This is a genomic window from Micromonospora sp. NPDC048842, assembly GCF_040649935.1.
GTDB lineage: Bacteria > Actinomycetota > Actinomycetes > Mycobacteriales > Micromonosporaceae > Micromonospora > Micromonospora hortensis.
Window position 1 is genome coordinate 26,140 of record NZ_JBEZGK010000010.1, and the last position, 17,645, is coordinate 43,784.

At 68.9% G+C, this 17,645-nt stretch carries 15 protein-coding genes; 7 read left to right on the top strand and 8 right to left on the bottom strand.

Annotation, left to right across the window (positions count from 1 at the left end):
• Nucleotides 1-50 precede the first annotated feature (50 nt).
• A complete protein-coding gene (locus AB0C19_RS16255) occupies nt 51-608 on the top strand; it encodes a hypothetical protein (protein WP_357185401.1) in 558 nt (185 codons plus the stop codon).
• 1 nt (nt 609) lies between these two features.
• Entirely contained in the window at nt 610-2,049 is a 1,440-nt protein-coding gene (locus AB0C19_RS16260) for an NAD(P)/FAD-dependent oxidoreductase (RefSeq protein WP_357185404.1), read from the top strand.
• 97 nt (nt 2,050-2,146) lie between these two features.
• On the opposite strand, the gene AB0C19_RS16265 is transcribed toward AB0C19_RS16260, so the two are convergent.
• Nucleotides 2,147-2,755, bottom strand: coding sequence for a helix-turn-helix domain-containing protein (locus AB0C19_RS16265; protein ID WP_357185407.1), 609 nt, complete (start codon nt 2,753-2,755; stop codon nt 2,147-2,149).
• Nucleotides 2,756-2,936: 181 nt separating this feature from the next.
• Here AB0C19_RS16265 and AB0C19_RS16270 point away from each other — a divergent pair, with 181 nt between their 5' ends.
• A complete protein-coding gene (locus AB0C19_RS16270; protein ID WP_238685057.1) occupies nt 2,937-3,710 on the top strand; it encodes an alpha/beta hydrolase in 774 nt (257 codons plus the stop codon).
• 93 nt (nt 3,711-3,803) lie between these two features.
• Here the strand turns inward: AB0C19_RS16270 and AB0C19_RS16275 are convergent, their stop codons facing one another.
• The 5 genes from AB0C19_RS16275 to AB0C19_RS16295 form a co-directional block, all read right to left on the bottom strand.
• A complete protein-coding gene (locus tag AB0C19_RS16275) occupies nt 3,804-4,796 on the bottom strand; it encodes a DUF1152 domain-containing protein (RefSeq protein WP_357185411.1) in 993 nt (330 codons plus the stop codon).
• Nucleotides 4,797-4,853: 57 nt separating this feature from the next.
• On the bottom strand, nt 4,854-7,046 hold the full coding sequence (locus AB0C19_RS16280) for a UvrD-helicase domain-containing protein (RefSeq protein ID WP_357185414.1): 2,193 nt from the start codon (nt 7,044-7,046) through the stop codon (nt 4,854-4,856).
• Nucleotides 7,047-7,364: 318 nt separating this feature from the next.
• Nucleotides 7,365-7,919: a hypothetical protein gene (locus AB0C19_RS16285; RefSeq protein WP_357185417.1), complete on the bottom strand. Its 555-nt coding sequence runs from the start codon at nt 7,917-7,919 to the stop codon at nt 7,365-7,367.
• Between the two features lie 128 nt (nt 7,920-8,047).
• Nucleotides 8,048-9,895: a glycoside hydrolase family 15 protein gene (locus AB0C19_RS16290; protein ID WP_357185420.1), complete on the bottom strand. Its 1,848-nt coding sequence runs from the start codon at nt 9,893-9,895 to the stop codon at nt 8,048-8,050.
• A 145-nt stretch (nt 9,896-10,040) separates the two neighbouring features.
• Nucleotides 10,041-11,045 (bottom strand): LacI family DNA-binding transcriptional regulator, encoded by a 1,005-nt coding sequence (locus AB0C19_RS16295; protein ID WP_357185423.1) that lies wholly within the window; start codon nt 11,043-11,045, stop codon nt 10,041-10,043.
• A gap of 139 nt (nt 11,046-11,184) precedes the next feature.
• Between AB0C19_RS16295 and AB0C19_RS16300 the strand changes: the two genes are divergently transcribed.
• Genes AB0C19_RS16300 through AB0C19_RS16315 form a run of 4 tightly spaced genes read left to right on the top strand, consistent with a single transcriptional unit; the run spans nt 11,185 to nt 16,713 of the window.
• A complete protein-coding gene (locus AB0C19_RS16300) occupies nt 11,185-12,492 on the top strand; it encodes an extracellular solute-binding protein (protein ID WP_357185426.1) in 1,308 nt (435 codons plus the stop codon).
• Complete coding sequence (locus tag AB0C19_RS16305) at nt 12,489-13,487, top strand: sugar ABC transporter permease (protein WP_357185429.1); 999 nt, start codon at nt 12,489-12,491, stop codon at nt 13,485-13,487. The genes AB0C19_RS16300 and AB0C19_RS16305 overlap by 4 nt, the downstream gene beginning before the upstream one ends.
• 2 nt (nt 13,488-13,489) lie before the next feature.
• Complete coding sequence (locus AB0C19_RS16310; protein WP_181539431.1) at nt 13,490-14,350, top strand: carbohydrate ABC transporter permease; 861 nt, start codon at nt 13,490-13,492, stop codon at nt 14,348-14,350.
• A 38-nt stretch (nt 14,351-14,388) separates the two neighbouring features.
• Nucleotides 14,389-16,713 (top strand): glycoside hydrolase family 3 N-terminal domain-containing protein, encoded by a 2,325-nt coding sequence (locus tag AB0C19_RS16315; RefSeq protein ID WP_357185434.1) that lies wholly within the window; start codon nt 14,389-14,391, stop codon nt 16,711-16,713.
• Between the two features lie 89 nt (nt 16,714-16,802).
• On the opposite strand, the gene AB0C19_RS16320 is transcribed toward AB0C19_RS16315, so the two are convergent.
• Nucleotides 16,803-17,105, bottom strand: a complete 303-nt coding sequence (locus AB0C19_RS16320) for a transcriptional regulator (RefSeq protein WP_357185437.1) — start codon at nt 17,103-17,105, stop codon at nt 16,803-16,805.
• Nucleotides 17,102-17,563 (bottom strand): hypothetical protein, encoded by a 462-nt coding sequence (locus AB0C19_RS16325; protein WP_357185440.1) that lies wholly within the window; start codon nt 17,561-17,563, stop codon nt 17,102-17,104. The genes AB0C19_RS16320 and AB0C19_RS16325 overlap by 4 nt, the downstream gene beginning before the upstream one ends.
• Between the last annotated feature and the right edge of the window lie 82 nt (nt 17,564-17,645).

The window sequence follows — 17,645 nt, forward strand, 5'->3', positions numbered from 1 at the left end:
CTCCACCCCGCTGGGCGTCCCTTCGCACCGGAATCACCGAGAGGATGACCATGACCACCCTCGCCGTCCCCGGCATCTCGACGACGGCCGCTGCCCTACGGCGGTTGTACTTCGGTCGCTTCGCCTTCGCCATCGTCTGGGCTGCCGTGACGTTCCCACTCGCCACGCACCTCAACCCCCTCACCGCCGCACTGCTCGTGCTCTACCCGCTGTTCGACGTGGCCGCGGCCATCGTCGACGTCCGCGCGTCGCGGGCCACCGGATCGCCCACCCTGCTGTACGTGAACGTCGCGATCAGCCTGCTCGCCGCGGTGGGCCTGGGCGTCGCCGGCGCGTCCGGTATTCCTGCGGTCCTGCGCGTCTGGGGCGCCTGGGCGGTCGTGGCCGGACTGGTCCAGCTGATCGTGGCCGTCAGCCGCCGCGCGATGGGTGGCCAATGGCCGATGATCATCAGCGGTGGCATCTCCGTCATCGCCGGTGGGTCGTTCGTCGCGGCCGCCTCCGCGGACAACCCGGCACTGACCAACGCGATCGGCTACGCCATTCCCGGCGCCATATTCTTCCTCATCGCGGCCATCCGCCTCGGCCGCGCCGCGAAGGGAAACTGACGTGGACAACGCCACGTACGACGTCATTGTCATCGGCGCGGGGCCGGTGGGGGAGAACGTCGCCGACCGCGTCGTGCAGGGCGGCCTGACCGCCGCGATCGTCGAGCGGGAACTGGTGGGTGGTGAGTGTTCGTACTGGGCCTGCATGCCGACGAAGGCGTTGCTGCGCAGCCAGACCGCGCTCCGGGCAGCTCGTCAGCTGCCCGGAGCGCGCGAGGCGGTGACCGGCGAGTTGGACGCGGCGGCCGTGCTGCGCCGCCGGGACGACTTTGCCTCGCACTGGAAGGACGACGGTCAGGTGTCCTGGCTGAACTCCGCGGGCATCGCCCTGTATCGGGGCCAGGGGCGGATCGGCGCCGACCGAATCGTCGAGGTGACCGGCGCGAACGGCGTCACCACCTCGCTCACCGCCCGACACGCGGTCGTCATCGCGACCGGAAGTAGCGCATTGGTGCCGGACATCGCCGGTCTGCGCGAGGCGGCACCGTGGACCAGCCGTGAGGCAGCCGCCGCGAGCGAGGTTCCCGGCCGGCTCGCCATCATCGGTGGTGGCGTGGTGGCCACGGAGATGGCGACCGCGTACGCCGGTCTCGGATCGGCGGTGACGGTGCTCGTGCGCGACGGAGTGCTCACGGCGGCCGAGCCGTTCGTCGGCGAGCGGGTCACGCAGTCCCTGCGAGAAGCTGGCGTGTCGGTGCATCTCGGTGCCGAGGTCACCTCGGTGAACCGTGACGGGGACGGCACGGTGCACATCACGCTCACCGACGGCGAACAGGTCGAGGCCGACGAGATCCTCGTCGCGATCGGCCGTACGCCGAACACGCACGACGTCGGCCTCGACCGGATCGGCCTGAAGCCGGGCGCCTGGCTCACTGTCGACGACACCCTGCGGGTGGTCGACGGTGCCGGCGGGTTGACCGGCGACGGATGGCTGTACGCGGCCGGGGACGTCAACCGGCGTGTGCTCCTGACCCACCAGGGCAAGTACCAGGCTCGCGCCGTGGGCGACGTGATCGTGGCGCGGGCCCGGGGCGAAGCGGCAGACGACCGCCCGTGGGGTCGGCACGTCGCCACGGCCGACGAGCGTGCTGTGCCGCAGGTCGTCTTCACCGACCCGGAGGTCGCGTCGGTGGGGCTGACCGCAGCCGCCGCCGAGGCCGCTGGACTGCGGATCCGGGTCGTCGACTACGACCTGGCCGCCGTCGCCGGGGCCGCGCTGCACGCCGACGGCTACCAGGGGCAGGCCCGGATGGTCGTGGACGAGGACCGGCGGGTGATCGTCGGCCTCACCCTCGTGGGCCCGGACGTCGCGGAGCTGATCCACGCCGCGACGATCGCCATCGTCGGTGAGGTCCCACTGGAGCGGCTGTGGCACGCCGTGCCCGCGTACCCGACCGTCAGCGAGGTCTGGCTGCGCCTGCTGGAGGCGTACGGCCGCTGACCTGAGCCGTGCCGCCGTCCGCGCCATCGCCGATGAGCTGGGTCATCCCTCACCCGGGGTGGCCCAGCTCTTGTCGTGTGGGCTGGTCGCGCGGGGGCTAACCGGCTGACTCCGCCGACTGACGCTCCGAGTTGATTCTGAGGAGCCCTTCCACACCGCGCAGGAAGGTCTCGGACACCAATGTGGGGTCGGAGAGACATCCGGCCGCCATGGCGCCGTCGCGGAGCATGACGAAGTGGCGCGCTGCCGGATCCGCCGTTCCTTCGTGGACCTGTGCCATGAGCGTGGTGATGGTTTCCAGGAACCATTGCCGGTGGGCCATGAGTTCTTGGTGTACGGGATGGTTCGTGTCCGGATATTCCGCCGCGGCGTTCAGGAACGCGCACCCACGGAACCCGGGGGACTGGATGTTCTGGGCGATGGAAGTGGTGATGGCGAGGAGCGGATCGACCGGCGATCGGTTGGCGGCGAGGGCCTCGTCGACCATGCCGCGCTCCAGCTGATGCACCTCCCGCAGGTAGGCCAGGATGAGGTCGTCCTTGCTGGGGAAGTGACGGTAGAAAGTAGCCCTGGTCACCTTCGCCTCGGCAATGATCCGGTCGACGCCGACGGCGTGAATGCCCTCCGCGTAGAAGATCCTGGTCGCCGTCCGGAGAAGCTTGAGGCGTGCCTCGGAGGGCCGGGCAGTGGGTTCAGCGCTCGCCATCCCACCATCTTAGCGACAGAACGTTCGGTCTGATTGGTGCCTGCCAGGCATTTCGCTCCGACGTTCGGCGCGGCGCTTCCTTCTCGATCTCGCTGACAGTGGCCTGATCAGTGCTGGATTCTGGGTGCTGCCAGTCACCGGAGCCGGGATCGCCGGCGAGGCCACTCGAAAGGAACTCCAGATGAGCGCTGCTTCTGACATGTCTGCCCAGGAGATGCCGACAGTTGTGCTGATCCACGGAGCATTCGCCGGCTCGTCGAGTTGGAATGGGGTGATTGCCGACCTCAAACGTCGCGGGTACCCGGTCATCGCCGTCGCCAACCCGCTGCGCGGTGTGCAGAAGGACGCCGCGTACGTTCGGGCTCTTCTGGACAGCTTGCCCGGACCGGTCGTGATGGCCGCCCATTCCTACGGCGGGCTGGTCATGACCGAGGCCGCGGCCGGTGCCGCCAACGTCAAGGCCCTGGTGTACGTCGCCAGCGTGAGCCCGGACGTAGGCGAAAGTGTGATCGGGTTGCTCACCAAGTACCCCGGAAGTCAGCTCGCCACCAGCATCAACATGGTGCCGATTCCCTCCGACGACGGCGGCACGACAATGGATCAGTACATCTTCCAGGACAAGTTCCCCGAGGTGTTCGCCGCCGACGTCGACCCCGAAACCGCCAAGATCATGGCGGCGACGCAGCGACCCGCTTCGGCGAGCGCCCAGGAGGAGGGCGTGACCAAGGCCGCCTGGAAGACGATTCCCTCCTGGACCTTGATCACCACCCAGGACCAGGGCATTCCGCCGGACCTGCAGCGCTTCCTGGCCGACCGGGCGGGGTCCACGGCAGTGGAGATCGCCGCCTCCCACGCTGTGGCGGTCTCGCAACCCGGCCCGGTCGCAGACCTCATCGACACTGCCGCCCGCGCCACCGCCCGCTCGATGCAGATGTCCAAGAGTCGTCAAGGTTGACGAGGGTTGCCGAAACTGCGATGAGCCCTCGGTGAGTCAGTCAGCAGGATTGACGGTGGCGGGCATGCCCGGCCGGCTGGGCGCGGTGTCGGATCAGTGCGGGAAGGCGCGGGGGAGGCGTGCGCCGAGAAGCTCGTCGCGGAACGCTTGGATGCGTGTGATGACCTGGCGTCTGCCGATGGTGTTCTCGATGCGGTCGAGGTAGAGGCATCGGGCCGCGAGTTGGTCGAGATCGACGGTGAAGTAGATCGCCATCAGCGGGTTGACGAACAGGTCCCCGCCGCCGGTGCGTCGGGTGAATCGGACGTCGCCGAACCCGCCGCTGGTGGCGGCGGCGATCTGCCCCTGAACGATGCTCGGCCGCTGCGGGGTAGCCGCCTGGGCGTCAGCGACGGCAGCGCGGTAGAGCTCCGCCTCCCGGCTCGAACCGGGGATGGACAGAGCGCCGAGGTAACCACCGTCGCGGTCGAGCGCGGCGAGGTTCTCCAGCACCTCGACATGGTTGACGCCGTCGTAGGCGTCGATGCCGAAGCCCAGGCTGGTCACGAGCTTGACCGGTACGTCCAGCGCGGCCACGGCGGCCAGGCTGGTCATGTCCTCCACCGGAGTGCCGAGATTGCTTTCATCGCCGCGCAGCAGCACGTCGGTGCCGCCGTCGACCAGCACCACGGCGTCGATGTCGAGGTGTTCCACCAGGTGCCGGTACGCCGTTCGCAGCGGTTGGACACCGAGCGGCGGAAACGCGTACACCGTCGATGGCAGTTCTTGCGCCGCCAGCCATCGGGCGAGCGTCCGCTCCGGGAAGTACCAGTCGGTGCTGGTGGTGTCCGGCCGAACCGCTGCGACGTGCTCCACCATCCACGCGTCCCGGTCGATCAACTCGAGTTCCGAGAAGGAGAGGCTGGCCAGGTGCACCTGCGCGCCAGCGCCCCACAAGGCGAACGCCAAGGGCAGGCCCGCGTACACGTCGAAACCCCCGCCCGCTCCGGCGATGAGGATGTTCCGCGCCGGAGCCAACGCGGCGAACAGTGGCGGAACTGCCAACGAGAACGCACCGGAGTCGGCCGGCGGCGCCGCAGGGGTCATCACCGCTCAATGATCACCGAGGCGTGGTGGACACGGCCAACCCTTCTGCCTACGCGGTTAAGCCGCACAGCCTGATCGCTGCGTGAGTGTGAGCTGTCCGAGTTCCTGGGTGCATCGGGTGAGCGCGACGTAGAGGCCGTTCCAGCCGCGCGGTTCGGCGGCGATGCCCTGAGGGTCGATGAGGAGCGTCGCGTCCCATTCCAGTCCCTTGGACTGGGTCGCGGTGAGCACTGGCACATCACTCAAAACCGCTTGGAGTGTGGCGATGCGGTCCGCGGGGGCGATGACGCCGACAGTGCCGCCGTGCCACCGTTGCCGCAACTGCCGCACTGCTTCCACGGCGGCGTCGGCGAGCTCAGCCGGTGTGATCGTGCGCTCCCAGGGGGCGATGCCGGAGGAGCGTACCGCTCGTGGCGGGGTGTTGTGGCTGCCAGCCTTCGTCAAGACCGGTTCGGTGAGGTCCATGACCTCGCGGGGGGTCCGGTAGCAGATGGTGAGTTCCGCGGCGGTCCAACGGTCGCCGAAGGCAGCCCGTACCGCTTGTGCCCAACTGGTGTGCCGGTGGGCTGCCTCGGCCTGGTCGATGTCGCCGACGGCGGTGATGGAGCGACTGGGACAGCGCCGGAGGACCATCTGCCACTGCATTTCGGACAGTTCCTGCGCTTCATCGACGACGACGTGGCCGTACACCCAGGCGCGCTGGCGGCGAGCGCGTTCGGCGAGGAACTCGCCCTGTGGTTGCGGGGTGTCGACCTCGCCGAGCAGGTCGGCGAGCGCGTCGAGCAGAGGGATGTCGCTTGATGCCCATGGGGTGGGCTCGGCCGCGACGGCGGTGATCTCGTCGGGGGACAGTTGCGGGGCGAACCTGGCCAGCAGGGTGCGGTCGGTCAGGAGGTCACCCAGCAGGGCTTCGGCGTCGAGGGTGGGCCACCATGCCTCGATGAACCGGGCGATGGTGGCGTTCTCGGCGATACGACAACGAAGCTGCTCGACTTCCTCCTCGGAGAGCAACCCGTCGATGTCGCTGCCGGTGGACGTCCGGGTGGAGGCGTGGTCATGCCCCATGCCCTTGTCGACGCGGGCGAGGATGTCCTCGAAGCCTTCCTCCATCTCCGCCATCAGCGCCTCGCGCTGCTCGGCGACGACATCGGCAAGGAGGTGGTGCACCTGCTCGGCGAACGCCGCGCGGGCGCGGTGGTACGGGCGTCCCTGCACCGCCGAGGCGAGCGCCTGCGCCACGGTCGCGGCTGGAACGACGTAGAACTCGCCCTCCCAGCGCAGCTTCAGCTCGCGCGGTCGGGGGAGCAGCGACGCGACGTAGCCTTCGAGCGTGGGCTGCCAGAGAGCGCGACCCTTGATTTCGGCGAGAAGTCGGCTCTCGTCGCGGCCCACCTGAACGTCGGCCAGCAGGGTGTCGCAGGTCGCCGAGACGACGGCGGTCTCACCGAGCGCGGGCAGCACCTGGGCGATGTACTGCAGGAACCGCGGCGAGGGGCCCAGGACCAGGACCGCCTGGTCGGCCATCTTTCGGTGGGTGAACAGCAGGTACGCGACGCGGTGCAGGGCAACCACTGTCTTGCCCGTGCCGGGACCACCCTGGACGATCAGCGGGCCGGTCGCCTCCGCCCGGACGATGTCGTCCTGCTCGCGTTGCAGGGTGGAGATCGCTGTCGACATGCGACCGGTGCGCCGCTGGTCGAGGGCGGCCAGGAGAGCGCCTTCGCCGACGAGTTCCGCCGTTGCGCTCCCGTCCAGAGGCTCGTCGTCCACGCCGACGACGGCCGATCCCGTCGTACGGATGTGCCGGCGCCGCGCCTGACCCTGTGGGTCGACAGCCGTCGCGGTGTAGAACGGCCGAGCCGCGGGAGCGCGCCAGTCCACCAGCAGTGGCTCAGTGTCGTCGCCGTCATCACGGAGACCGACACGGCCCACGTGGCGCACTGTGCCGTCGAGGCCGTCGAGGCGGCCGAAGACCAACCCCTCATCTGCTCGCCGTAGCTCGTCGTACTGCTGCCGGAGCATGCGCTGCCGGGCCCGCTCCAACGCGTCCATGGGCTCCGACGAAAGTTCGACCTGTAGGTGATCGGCCAGCCTGTCGCGCCGGGCCGTGGCCAAGTCCAGAAACGCCTGTTCCTCGGCGACCGCGGACCGGCGCGCGGCACCCTCTGCGGTAGAGGCCGGCAGTTGGCCGTCAGGTGCTACTTCGCCAACGCCGGCGGTGCCGTTGCTCGGGGCAGACTTCCGGTGCATTCGCAAATCCTTGTATCGGGGTAACCCTCGGCCCGGATGAGCCGCAGCGCATTCGGCGGCAAGCATAGAGTTGGTTCCCCTCAACGGCCACGAAATCCGCCGGCAGAGATCGGAATCTCAATGCCTTGCAGTTCCGGGGATGCTTATGGCCTCACCGGTGCCATTTTCTTATTGACAGTCGAGTCTTTTTCTGTTCTGCGGATGCTTTCCGAGCAGTGAGGCGCTCTTCGGCCTCAGGCGGGGGTTGGGTTGTTCTCAGCCGGACTCCGGGCGGAGTCGGCTGTCGCATCAGGGGCGGTGAGGGCCGTTCCGCGCAGGTCAGCTCAATGTGAAGGACACGTCGTCGACGTCGAAGGCGGTAGCGCCGTTGCCAGCCGTCTCGCTGGCGAGGAAGCTGGCCGTCGCGGTGCGCTCGATAGTGCCCGTTCCGCTCGACATGACGTACTGCCGCCACTGCGCCCCGCCGTCGAAGGCCAGCGAGAACCTCGTCTTCGGGGGTATCCCGGTGACCGCCAGTCCGACGTTCAGGTAGTCGCCGCGGCTGGTCTCCGTGGTGGTGGTCCGCACCCAGAAGCGGACCGTCAGGTCGCAGTTGGTCGGCACTGTGACGGTGGTGCGCAGCAGGTCGGCACGCGTCACGTCCAGCCCGGCGAAGGTGGCGTACGCGCGGCCGGTGTGTGCGGGTCGGGCCGCGTCGCCGAGCACGACGATGCGGGGGCCGGCCGTCCAGTCGGCGGTGCCGCGCTCGAACCCCGGGTTCGGGTGGATCTGCCCGCTGCAGGGCGGGTCGGCCGCTGGCTGGCCGTGGGATGCGCCGCCCGTGGCCAGGAGCAGCACTGCCGCAACCGAGATGGTGGTGACGAATGCCTTCATCGGTTCCCCCAGCGTCCATACATTCGAAATGGTCTATGTCTGTCGACCATGCGCGATGGACGTGGGCGCGTCAAGCCCTTCCCGCCGTCGGCTCCGCGCCGGCGGCGGCTGACCGGAACATGCTGGCGCTACCGGCGGCGGCGGGCGTCGGCCTCGGTGTCGAGAAGGTCGTTGAGCGTCAGCGCCGAGTTGATCAGTGAGAGATGGCTGAACGCCTGGGGATAGTTTCCGATCTGCTCCCCGGTCGCGGCGATCTCCTCGGCATAGAGGCCGAGGTGGTTGCTGAAGGTGAACATCTTCTCGAACGTGAGTCGGGCGTCGTCGAGGCGGCCGGAACGGGCCAGCGCCTCGACGTACCAGAAGGTGCACATGTTGAAGGTGCCCTCGTGGCCCGGGAGGCCGTCGGGGGAGTGGACCGGGTCGTACCGGTGGACCAGGCTGTCGGAGACCAGCTCGCGTTCGATCGCCTGCAGGGTGGACTGCCACAGCGGGTCGCTCGGCGTGACGAAACCGACCGCCGGCATCGCGAGCAGCGCCGCGTCCAGCACGTTCTCGTCGTACGCCTGCACGAAGGTGCCGCGGGCCCGGTCGTATCCGCGCTCCATGACCTGGTTGTAGATGCGGTTGCGTTGCTCGGTCCAGCAGGTCATGTCCCCGGGGCGGCCGGTGCGGGTGGCCAGCCGGATGGCCCGGTCCAGCGCGACCCAGGACATCACCCGACCGAATGTGTAGTTGCGGGGGTGGTGGCGGCTCTCCCAGATGCCGGCGTCGGGCTGGTCCCAGTTGTGGCAGAGCCAGTCGACCAGCCGGACGGTGCTCTTCCACACCTGGTGTGAGACGCGGATGCCCTGCTCGTCGGCGAGGTGCATGGCGTAGAGGGCCTCGCCGTGGATGTCGAGCTGGAGTTGGTCGGCGGCGCCGTTGCCGATCCGCACCGGCCGGGAGCCTCGGTAGCCCTCCAGGTGGTCCAGCACCTCCTCGTGCAGGTCGGAGGAGCCGTCCACCCGGTACATGATCTTCAACGGGTCCTGGTGGTCGCCGGCCTCGCGGATCCGCTCGTCGAGCCAGTTCATGTACCGGCTGACCTCCTCGGTGAAGCCGAGGCCGAGCAGCGCGTGCACCGAGAACGACGTGTCGCGTACCCAGGTGTAGCGGTAGTCCCAGTTGCGGGTTCCGCCGACCAGTTCGGGCAGCGCTGTGGTGGGTGCGGCGATCATCGCGCCGGTCGGCGCGTACGTCATGAGTTTGAGCGTGATGGCCGAACGCTCGACCATCTCCCGCCAGCGGCCGGTGTAGCGGGAACGTTCGAGCCAGCGCCGCCAGTAGTCCCGGGTCCACTCGAACATGCCCTGGATCTCTTCCGGCGCGAAAATGCGCGGCTCGGTTCCGCCCGTCTCCAGGACCACCCCGCCGGTGTCGCCCTCGTTCAGCGTGCCGTACGCGACAAGGTCGCCGCCCTCAAGGTGGACGTCACCCTGTTCGGAGATCAACCGCCGCACCGGGTCGACCGGGTTGAACGTCAGCGTCGCCGACCGGCTGCGGAAGACGAAACCGTTGTGGTGGCGCTCAAGCTGATGCTCTTCGCGGGCGTAGTTGAACCGCGGCCGGCACTCCACCCGGAAGCGCATGCTGCCCCGGACCATGGTGACGGTGCGGACCAGCCGATGCGCGTCGGTGGCCCGCTCGCCGGTGACCGGCATGAAGTCCATCACCTCGGCCACCCCGTCGGCGCTGATGAACCGGGTGATCAGGATGGGTGTGCCGGGGAGGTAGAGCTGCTTGGTCACGTACCGCACGTCGTGCGGCGCGATCTGGAAGTAGCCGCCCTTCTCCTTGTCCAGCAGGGCCGCGAAGATGCTCGGCGAGTCGAACCGCGGCGCGCAGAACCAGTCGACAGTCCCGTCGCACGTCACCAGCGCGGCGGTCTGCAGGTCGCCGATGAGCCCGTGATCCTCGATCGCCGGATAGCTGTCCACGTCTCTCCCCGGTTCGGCTGCGTCCTGCGCACCGAACCTAGGGGAGGAATTGTCGACTTAGGTGAGATTCACGTTCCGCCACCCTGTCGCGTGCCCCCACGTGTCACGGCGACGGCCGGGGTCCTGCGCTGCCTGGACCCGGACGTCAGTGCAGCGGGCGGCAGGAGGAACGGATGACCAGCTCGGTGGGGAGCCGGATGTGGGTGTCGCGCTCGACGCCAGCGATCAGGTCGATGAGCAGGCGCAACGCCTCGGCGCCCATCCGTTGCAGCGGCTGCATGATGGTCGTCAGCGGCGGGTTGACCAGCGCGGACTCCGGTACGTTGTCGAAGCCGATCACCGACAGGTCGTCGGGCACCGACAGGCCCATGTCGCGGGCCACTGTCATCGTGGAGATCGCGGAGAGGTCATTGCCCGCGAAGATCGCGCTCGGCCGGTCGGTACGGGCGAGGAGCTCCGCGGCGGTGCCGGCGGCGCTCTCGATCCGGAACCCGCCGACGCGGACGAGCCGCTCGTCCACGGGCACGCCGGCGTCGGCCATCGCACTGCGGAAGCCGGCCTCGCGCAGCTGCGCGGACTTCAGGTCGGTGCGTCCACTGATGTGCCCGATCCGCGTGTGGCCGAGGGACAGCAGGTAGTTGGTCGCCAGCACGGCGCCGGCGAAGTTGTCCGAGTCGACGGTGGGCAGGTCGGACGGCCCGGTGTGGGGGTCGACGGCCACGACGTGGAAGCTGTGTTCGGTCTCGACCACCGTCGGTGTGACGATCACGGCGCCGTCGATGAGTGTGCCGGAGAGCCGGGCGAGCGAGCGCCGCTCCCACCCCACGGCGGCGCCCTCGCCGTCCCCGCTGGAGTAGGCAAGCAATTGGTATCCGCTCCCGGCGACCTCCTGCGACGCCCCCTTGAGTAGTTCGGTGGAGAAGGGCTCGAACTCGGCGACCAGGATGCCGAGCACGTTGGTGCGGTGGCTGCGCAGGCTCTGCGCCCCCAGGCTCGCCTCGTAGCCGAGCTCATGGATGACCTGCTGGACGCGCTCCACGGTTGCCTGGGCCACGCCGTAGCGGCCGTTGACGACCTTCGACACGGTCGCGACCGAGACGCCGGCAGTACGTGCCACATCCGACATCTTGACGCGCTGCTGAAACACCACGTCGATGATGATAGGGCCCCGTCGGGGGCACGTCGCCACCGACTCGAAAACGTTATCGATACCGATTGACATCAAGTTACATGACTGTAAAACTTCGCCGCAGGCCGAGTACCGCGACTGACTAGTCGAGGAGACATCGATGGCAACGAAGCGGCGTGCGAGTGCCGTCCTGGCACTGTTAATGACAAGTGTTGTCGTCCTCGCCGGGTGTTCCGGCGGCGGCGAAGAGGCAGCCCCTCAGAGCGAGCTGTACAAGGACCCGGTAACCCTGAGCTGGTGGCACAACGCCTCACAGGACGGGCCCGGCAAGACCTACTGGGAGAAGGTCGCCAAGGACTTCTCCGCACTTCACCCCACCGTCAAGATCGAGATTGAGGCGATCGAGACGAACCAGCTCCAGCGCACCCGGCTCCCTGCCGCGCTGCTGAGCAGCGACCCGCCGGACATCTTCCAGGCCTGGGGCGGCGGCGAGATGAGCGAGCAGGTGGAGGCCGACTACCTCAAGGAGATCACCGACCAGACCAAGACCGAGGTCGGCGACATCGGCAGCGCCGCGGAGATCTGGCAGGTCAAGGGCAAGCAGTACGGCCTGCCGTTCCGGATGGGCATCGAGGGCGTCTGGTACAACAAGGAGATGTTCGCCAGGGCGGGCATCGCGGCGCCGCCGACCACCTTCGAGGAGCTCAACACCGCGGTCACCAAGCTCAAGGCGATCAACGTCATCCCGATCGCCGTGGGTGCCGGTGACAAGTGGCCGGCCGCGCACTGGTGGTACAACATGGCGCTGCGCGCCTGCTCGGTCGACGCCCTCAAGAAGGCCTCCGCGGAGAAGAACTTCGACGATCCGTGCTTCGTGAAGGCCGGCCAGGACCTGAAGACGTTCATCGACACCAAGCCGTTCCAGCCCAACTTCATCGCCACGCCGGGCCAGAACGACCCGACCAGCGCCAACGGCATGCTCGCCAACGGCAAGGCCGCGATGGAGCTCATGGGCGACTGGAACCGCGGGACGCTGGACACCGTCACCACGGACAAGGCGAAGCTCGCGTCGTTCCTCGGCTGGTTCCCGGTGCCGGCGATCTCCGGTTCCCCGGGTGACCCGAAGGCGGCTCTCGGCGGTGGCGACGGGTTCTCCTGCGCCAAGAACGCCCCGGCCGAGTGCGTCGAGTTCCTCAAGTACATCGTGAGCCCCGAGGTGCAGAAGGGCTACGCCGAGACCGGCACCGGCCTGCCTGTCGCCAAGGGCGCGGCGGACGCCGTGAAGGACCCCGCGCTGAAGTCCATCCTGGAGGCCACCTCCGGGGCGAGCTACGTCCAGCTCTGGCTGGACACGGCGTACGGCAGCACGGTCGGCAACGCGATGAACGACGCGATCGTCGCCATCTTCGCCGGCAACGGGACGCCTGAGAAGGTCGTCTCGGCAATGAAGGCGGCCGCAAGCAAGTGACCTCCGCCAACCAGATCCGTATTCCCGCCGGCGACGCTCCCGCGTCGCCGGCGGGCCCCCACAAGGCCGGGCGCGAGTCCGCCCGCCGAGCCGACAACCGCCGCAAGTGGTACGAGATCATCGGGCTCACCACGCCGGCCGTCCTGATCTACGTGATGTTCGTACTGGTGCCGATGGGCTTCGCGGTCTACTACAGCCTGTTCCGGTGGCGTGGGGTCGGCCCTCCCACCGAGTTCGTCGGTCTGCGGAACTACACCCTCGCCTTCCAGGACCCGATCTTCCTCGACGCGTTGCGCAACAACGCGATAATCGTCTTCGGGTCGCTGCTGATCCAGGGCCCGATCGCCTTGGGCGTCGCCCTGCTGCTCAACCGTCGCTTCCGTGGGCGGGCCGTGTTCCGCCTGCTGGTGTTCGTGCCCTACGTGCTGGCCGAGGTCACCGTCGGCATCATGTGGAAGCTGCTGCTGACCGGTGACGGCACCGTCGACGCACTGCTGCGGTCCCTGGGCATGGGCGGCCTGGTGCAAGCCTGGCTGGCGGACCTGGATGTGGTCATCTGGACCCTGCTGGCCATCCTCACCTGGAAATACGTCGGCTTCGCCATCATCCTGCTCCTCGCTGGACTCTCCAATGTGCCCGACGAGCTGACCGAGGCGGCGGCCATCGACGGCGCGAGCTGGTGGCAGATCCAACGGCATGTCACGATCCCGCTGCTCGGCCCGACGATCCGGATCTGGATGTTCCTGTCCATGATCGGGTCACTGCAGATCTTCGACATGATCTGGGTGACCTCGGTGCCCGCGGTGCGGTCCCTCGGCGCTTCGGCCACCATGGCGACATACATGGTGGACAACGGGTTCTTCGCCCGGCTGTGGGGCTACGGCAACGCTGTGGCGGTAATCCTGTTCGTCATCTCCTTCGTGGCGGCGCTGCTGTTCCAGCGGTTCCTGCTCCGCCGCGACATCGAGGGCGCCATCACCGGAAGGGCGAAGTGACGATGGCCGTGAACTCGGTTCTCCCCCCGTCCACCGGACGCCGTCAGGTCTCCTGGGGCACGCCGCTCACCTACGCGCTCGCCCTCGCGATCGCGGCGGTGTCGATCGCCCCGGTCATCTACGTGGTCATCGGCGGGTTCCGCACCACCCCGCAGATCGTCGCGGACCCGGCCGGCCTGCCCGACCCGTTCGTCTGGGACAACTACGCCAGGGTGCTGACCCAGAGCAACTTCTGGCAACAGGCGTTCAACAGCGCGGTCATCGCCCTCGGCACCACGCTGGCCGTGGTCGTACTCGGACTGGCCGCCGCGTTCGTGCTCGCCCGCTACAGCTTCCGCGGGCGGGAAGGGCTCTACACCTTCTTCACCCTCGGTCTGCTGTTTCCGGCCGGGGCGGCGATCCTGCCGCTCTACCTCATGCTGCGTGACCTGAACCTGATCAACTCCTACTACGCGGTGATCCTGCCGCAGGTCGCCTTCTCACTGCCACTGACGATCGTGATCCTGCGCCCCTTCCTCTCGGCCATCCCGAGAGAGTTGGAGGACGCGGCCGCCATCGATGGCGCGAGTCGGCTCGGCTTCCTCTGGCGCGTCGCGATGCCGTTGTCGCGGCCCGCGCTCGTCACCGTTGGCGTCCTGGCGTTCGTGGCGAGCTGGAACTCGTTCCTGCTGCCGCTGCTCGTCCTCAGCGACGTCAACCTGCACACCCTGCCGCTGGGCGTGCAGAACTTCTCCAGCCAGTACACCACCGACACGGCAGGCGTACTCGCCTTCACCTCGCTGGCGATGCTGCCGGCACTGCTCTTCTTCACGCTCGCGGAGAAGCAGATCGTCGGTGGCCTGCAGGGCGCGGTCAAGGGCTGAGCCGCAGCGGTACGAGCACAACCACAGGAAGGCAGAGCATGACTGAGGTCCACGCGGTGGTGGGCGGGCCGGCACCGGCCCAGGCAGGCCCGGAACACGGACGACCGGACGGGCACGACGATGAGACCCGCCTGCGCGATCTCCTCGGCCGAATGACGATCGAGGAGAAGATCGCCCAGCTCGTCGGCTTCTGGGAGAAGGAGGACGGCGAGGCGGTCGCACCGTTGCAGGGTGAGTTCGGCGACGCCTTCAAGCTCGAGGAATTCTCCCGGCACGGGCTCGGTCACCTCACCCGCACCTACGGCACCCGCCCCGTGGACGCGGCGGAACACGCGGCCTGGTTGTGGAAGTTCCAGCGCGACCTGGTCACCGGGACCCGGCTCGGTATCCCGGCGATCGTCCACGAGGAGTGCCTCACCGGGCTGTCCGCGTGGAAGGCGGCCACGTTTCCCACCCCGCTGGCCTGGGGCGCCGCGTTCGACCCCGAACTGGTCACCGAGATGGCTGCGGCGATCGGCGCCTCGATGCGGGCCCTGGGCATCCACCAGGGGCTCTCTCCGGTGCTCGACGTGATCCGTGACCCCCGCTGGGGCCGGGTGGACGAGTGCATCGCCGAAGATCCGTACCTGGTCGGCACCATCGGCACGTCGTACGTGCGCGGCCTCCAGTCGCAGGGAGTGCACGCCACCCTCAAGCACTTCGCTGGTTACTCCGCCTCGCGCGCCGGACGTAACTTCGGCCCGGTGCACATCGGCCGCCGGGAACTGGCCGACGTACTGCTCCCCCCGTTCGAGATGGCGATCATCGACGGTGACGCCCGCAGTGTCATGCACTCGTACGCCGAGATCGACGGCATGCCCGTCGCCGCCGACCCGACGATGCTGACCGGCATCCTGCGCGACCAGTGGGGCTTCGACGGCACGGTGGTGGCCGACTACTACGGAGTCGCGTTCCTGAACCTGCTGCACCACGTGGCGAGTGACCACGCGGCCGCGGCCGGGCAGGCGCTGGCCGCCGGTCTCGACGTCGAACTGCCCACCGGAGACGCCTATCTGACCCTGCGGGAGTCGGTGCGGGCGGGCACGCTCGACGAGGCGCTCGTCGACCGCGCGGTGCTGCGGGTGCTGCGCCAGAAGCGGGACCTGGGTCTGCTCGACGCGACCTTCAGCGACGAGCCGCCTGAGGCGATCGACCTCGACTCGCCCGAGCACCGGTCGATCGCCCGCCGGCTCGCCGAGGAATCGATAGTGCTGGTCGCCAACCGCGACGCGCTGCCGCTGCCAGCGGGACGACGGGTGGCCCTCATCGGCCCGAACGCCGACCGGCAGAGTGCGCTCTTCGGGTGCTACTCGTTCCTCAACCACGTCCTCGTCCAGCACCCCGGCGTGGAGACCGGCATCGAGGTGTCCACAGTGCTCGACGCCGTGCGGGCCGAGTTCGGCGGCGATCTCGTCACCTGGGCACGCGGCTGCGACGTGGACACCGACGACCGGTCCGGCTTCGACGAGGCTGTCGCCACGGCCTCTGACGCGGACGTTGCGGTCCTGGTCGTCGGCGACCACGCCGGCCTCTTCGGGCGCGGCACCGTCGGCGAAGGCTGCGACCGGGACGACCTGGAACTGCCCGGCGTCCAGCGCGAACTGGTCGAGTCGGTGCTGGCGACCGGCACACCTGTCGTCCTCGTGTTGCTCACCGGCCGGCCGTACGCCATCGGCTGGGCGCTCTCACGCTGCGCGGCTGTGGTGCAGGCGTTCTTCCCGGGTGAGGAGGGTGCCGGGGCGATCGCGGGCGTGCTCTCCGGGCGGGTCAACCCTTCGGGCCGGCTTCCGGTCACCCTGCCCGGGTCGGCCGGCGCGCAGCCGTACTCCTACCTGCACCCCACCCTCGGCGCGGGGAACGCGGGGACCAACCTGCTGGCGACGCCCGTGGCGCCGTTCGGCCACGGCCTGTCCTACACGACGTTCGCGTACGACGAACTCACAGTGCCCAGCACGGTGCCCACCGACGGGACGGTAGGGGTGAGCGTGCGGGTGACGAACACCGGCACGGTCGCCGGCGACGACGTGGTCCAGCTCTACGGTCGCGACCTGGTCGCCTCGGTGACCCGGCCGGTGGCGCAGCTGCTCGGCTACCGGCGGGTCCACCTGGAACCGGGCCGGTCCGTCACTGTCGAGCTGGCGGTGCCCGCCACCCGCCTGGCCTTCTCCGACCGCACGTTCACCCGCGTCGTGGAGCCCGGCGACGTCGAGATCTGGGTCGGCACCAGCGCGCGGCGGGACACCGAGGCGGTGACCACGCTCGTCGGTGACACGGTCCCGGTCACCACCGCCTCCCCACGCTGGACTATCACAGACGTCCGCTGAGAGCCGGCTCACCGACCATCCCCGTGGGACGGTCGGTGAGCCGGCCCCACTCGTGTGCCGGCACGCGGTGCTGCTGATCTGGCCCGGCCTCAATGCTGCCGACCGGCGCGGGTGGCGATGTCGTGCAAGGCCGCGATGTGAGCGCTCAGCGCGGCGCGGCCGGCGGTGGACAGATTGATCCAGGTCCGCGGGCGCTTGCCGACGTAGCCCTTGCGTGTCTCGACGTAGCCGCCCGCGCCCAGGGCCGAGATCTGCTTGGACAGGGCCGAGTCACTGAGCTCCACGGAGTCGCGGACGAACGCGAACTCGGCCCACTCCGTCCCTGCCAGGAGTGCCACTATGGCCAGTCGGGTGGGATCGAGCAGGGCCCGGTCCAGCGTCGAATCCGTCACCGTGAGAGCGCTCTGGCGAGCACGCGGCGCTGCCACCACGGACCGGCCGCGGCCAGCAGCACACCGACGGCAAGTCCGCTCCACACGGCGACGTGCGGGATGTCCATGGCCGCAGCGACCGTCGTGACGCCGACCACGAGGGCCAGCACCAGCGCCAACCACAGGATGCTCGCCTGGTCGGGTGCCATGCGGGGCCGCACCGGCCGGCGCATCAGGGCACCACCCCGCCGGGTGTTGCCGACAGCGGCGACGAGCAACAGCAGGACGACGATGGCGACGCCCCAGGTGCGAACGAACTGCGGCGCCTGGTCGCTGAGGATGCCGTACGCCGCGATCAGGATGCCGGCCGCGATCCAGGCCCACCGTGAGCGGCCTGCCGCTGCCGCGGTCTGGGTCCGGCGTCGGTCGACGTCCTGCAGCGCCGCTCGTGCCTCGTCGGGTGTCGGGGTGGTGTCCATCGGGCAGCTCCTACACGTAGGAAAGTACTTGCTCACCAGGAAAGCTATCAAGCACTTTCCTCAACGGCAAGTGCTTGCCAGA

Bases quoted from the DNA above. Each gene is read 5' to 3' on its own strand.
- AB0C19_RS16300 (WP_357185426.1), top strand. From the start codon at position 11,185: ATGGCAACGAAGCGGCGTGCGAGTGCCGTCCTGGCACTGTTAATGACA.
- AB0C19_RS16280 (WP_357185414.1), bottom strand. From the start codon at position 7,046: ATGCACCGGAAGTCTGCCCCGAGCAACGGCACCGCCGGCGTTGGCGAA.
- AB0C19_RS16270 (WP_238685057.1), top strand. From the start codon at position 2,937: ATGAGCGCTGCTTCTGACATGTCTGCCCAGGAGATGCCGACAGTTGTG.
- AB0C19_RS16315 (WP_357185434.1), top strand. From the start codon at position 14,389: ATGACTGAGGTCCACGCGGTGGTGGGCGGGCCGGCACCGGCCCAGGCA.
- AB0C19_RS16265 (WP_357185407.1), bottom strand. From the start codon at position 2,755: ATGGCGAGCGCTGAACCCACTGCCCGGCCCTCCGAGGCACGCCTCAAG.
- AB0C19_RS16325 (WP_357185440.1), bottom strand. From the start codon at position 17,563: ATGGACACCACCCCGACACCCGACGAGGCACGAGCGGCGCTGCAGGAC.
- AB0C19_RS16255 (WP_357185401.1), top strand. From the start codon at position 51: ATGACCACCCTCGCCGTCCCCGGCATCTCGACGACGGCCGCTGCCCTA.
- AB0C19_RS16285 (WP_357185417.1), bottom strand. From the start codon at position 7,919: ATGAAGGCATTCGTCACCACCATCTCGGTTGCGGCAGTGCTGCTCCTG.
- AB0C19_RS16275 (WP_357185411.1), bottom strand. From the start codon at position 4,796: ATGACCCCTGCGGCGCCGCCGGCCGACTCCGGTGCGTTCTCGTTGGCA.
- AB0C19_RS16310 (WP_181539431.1), top strand. From the start codon at position 13,490: ATGGCCGTGAACTCGGTTCTCCCCCCGTCCACCGGACGCCGTCAGGTC.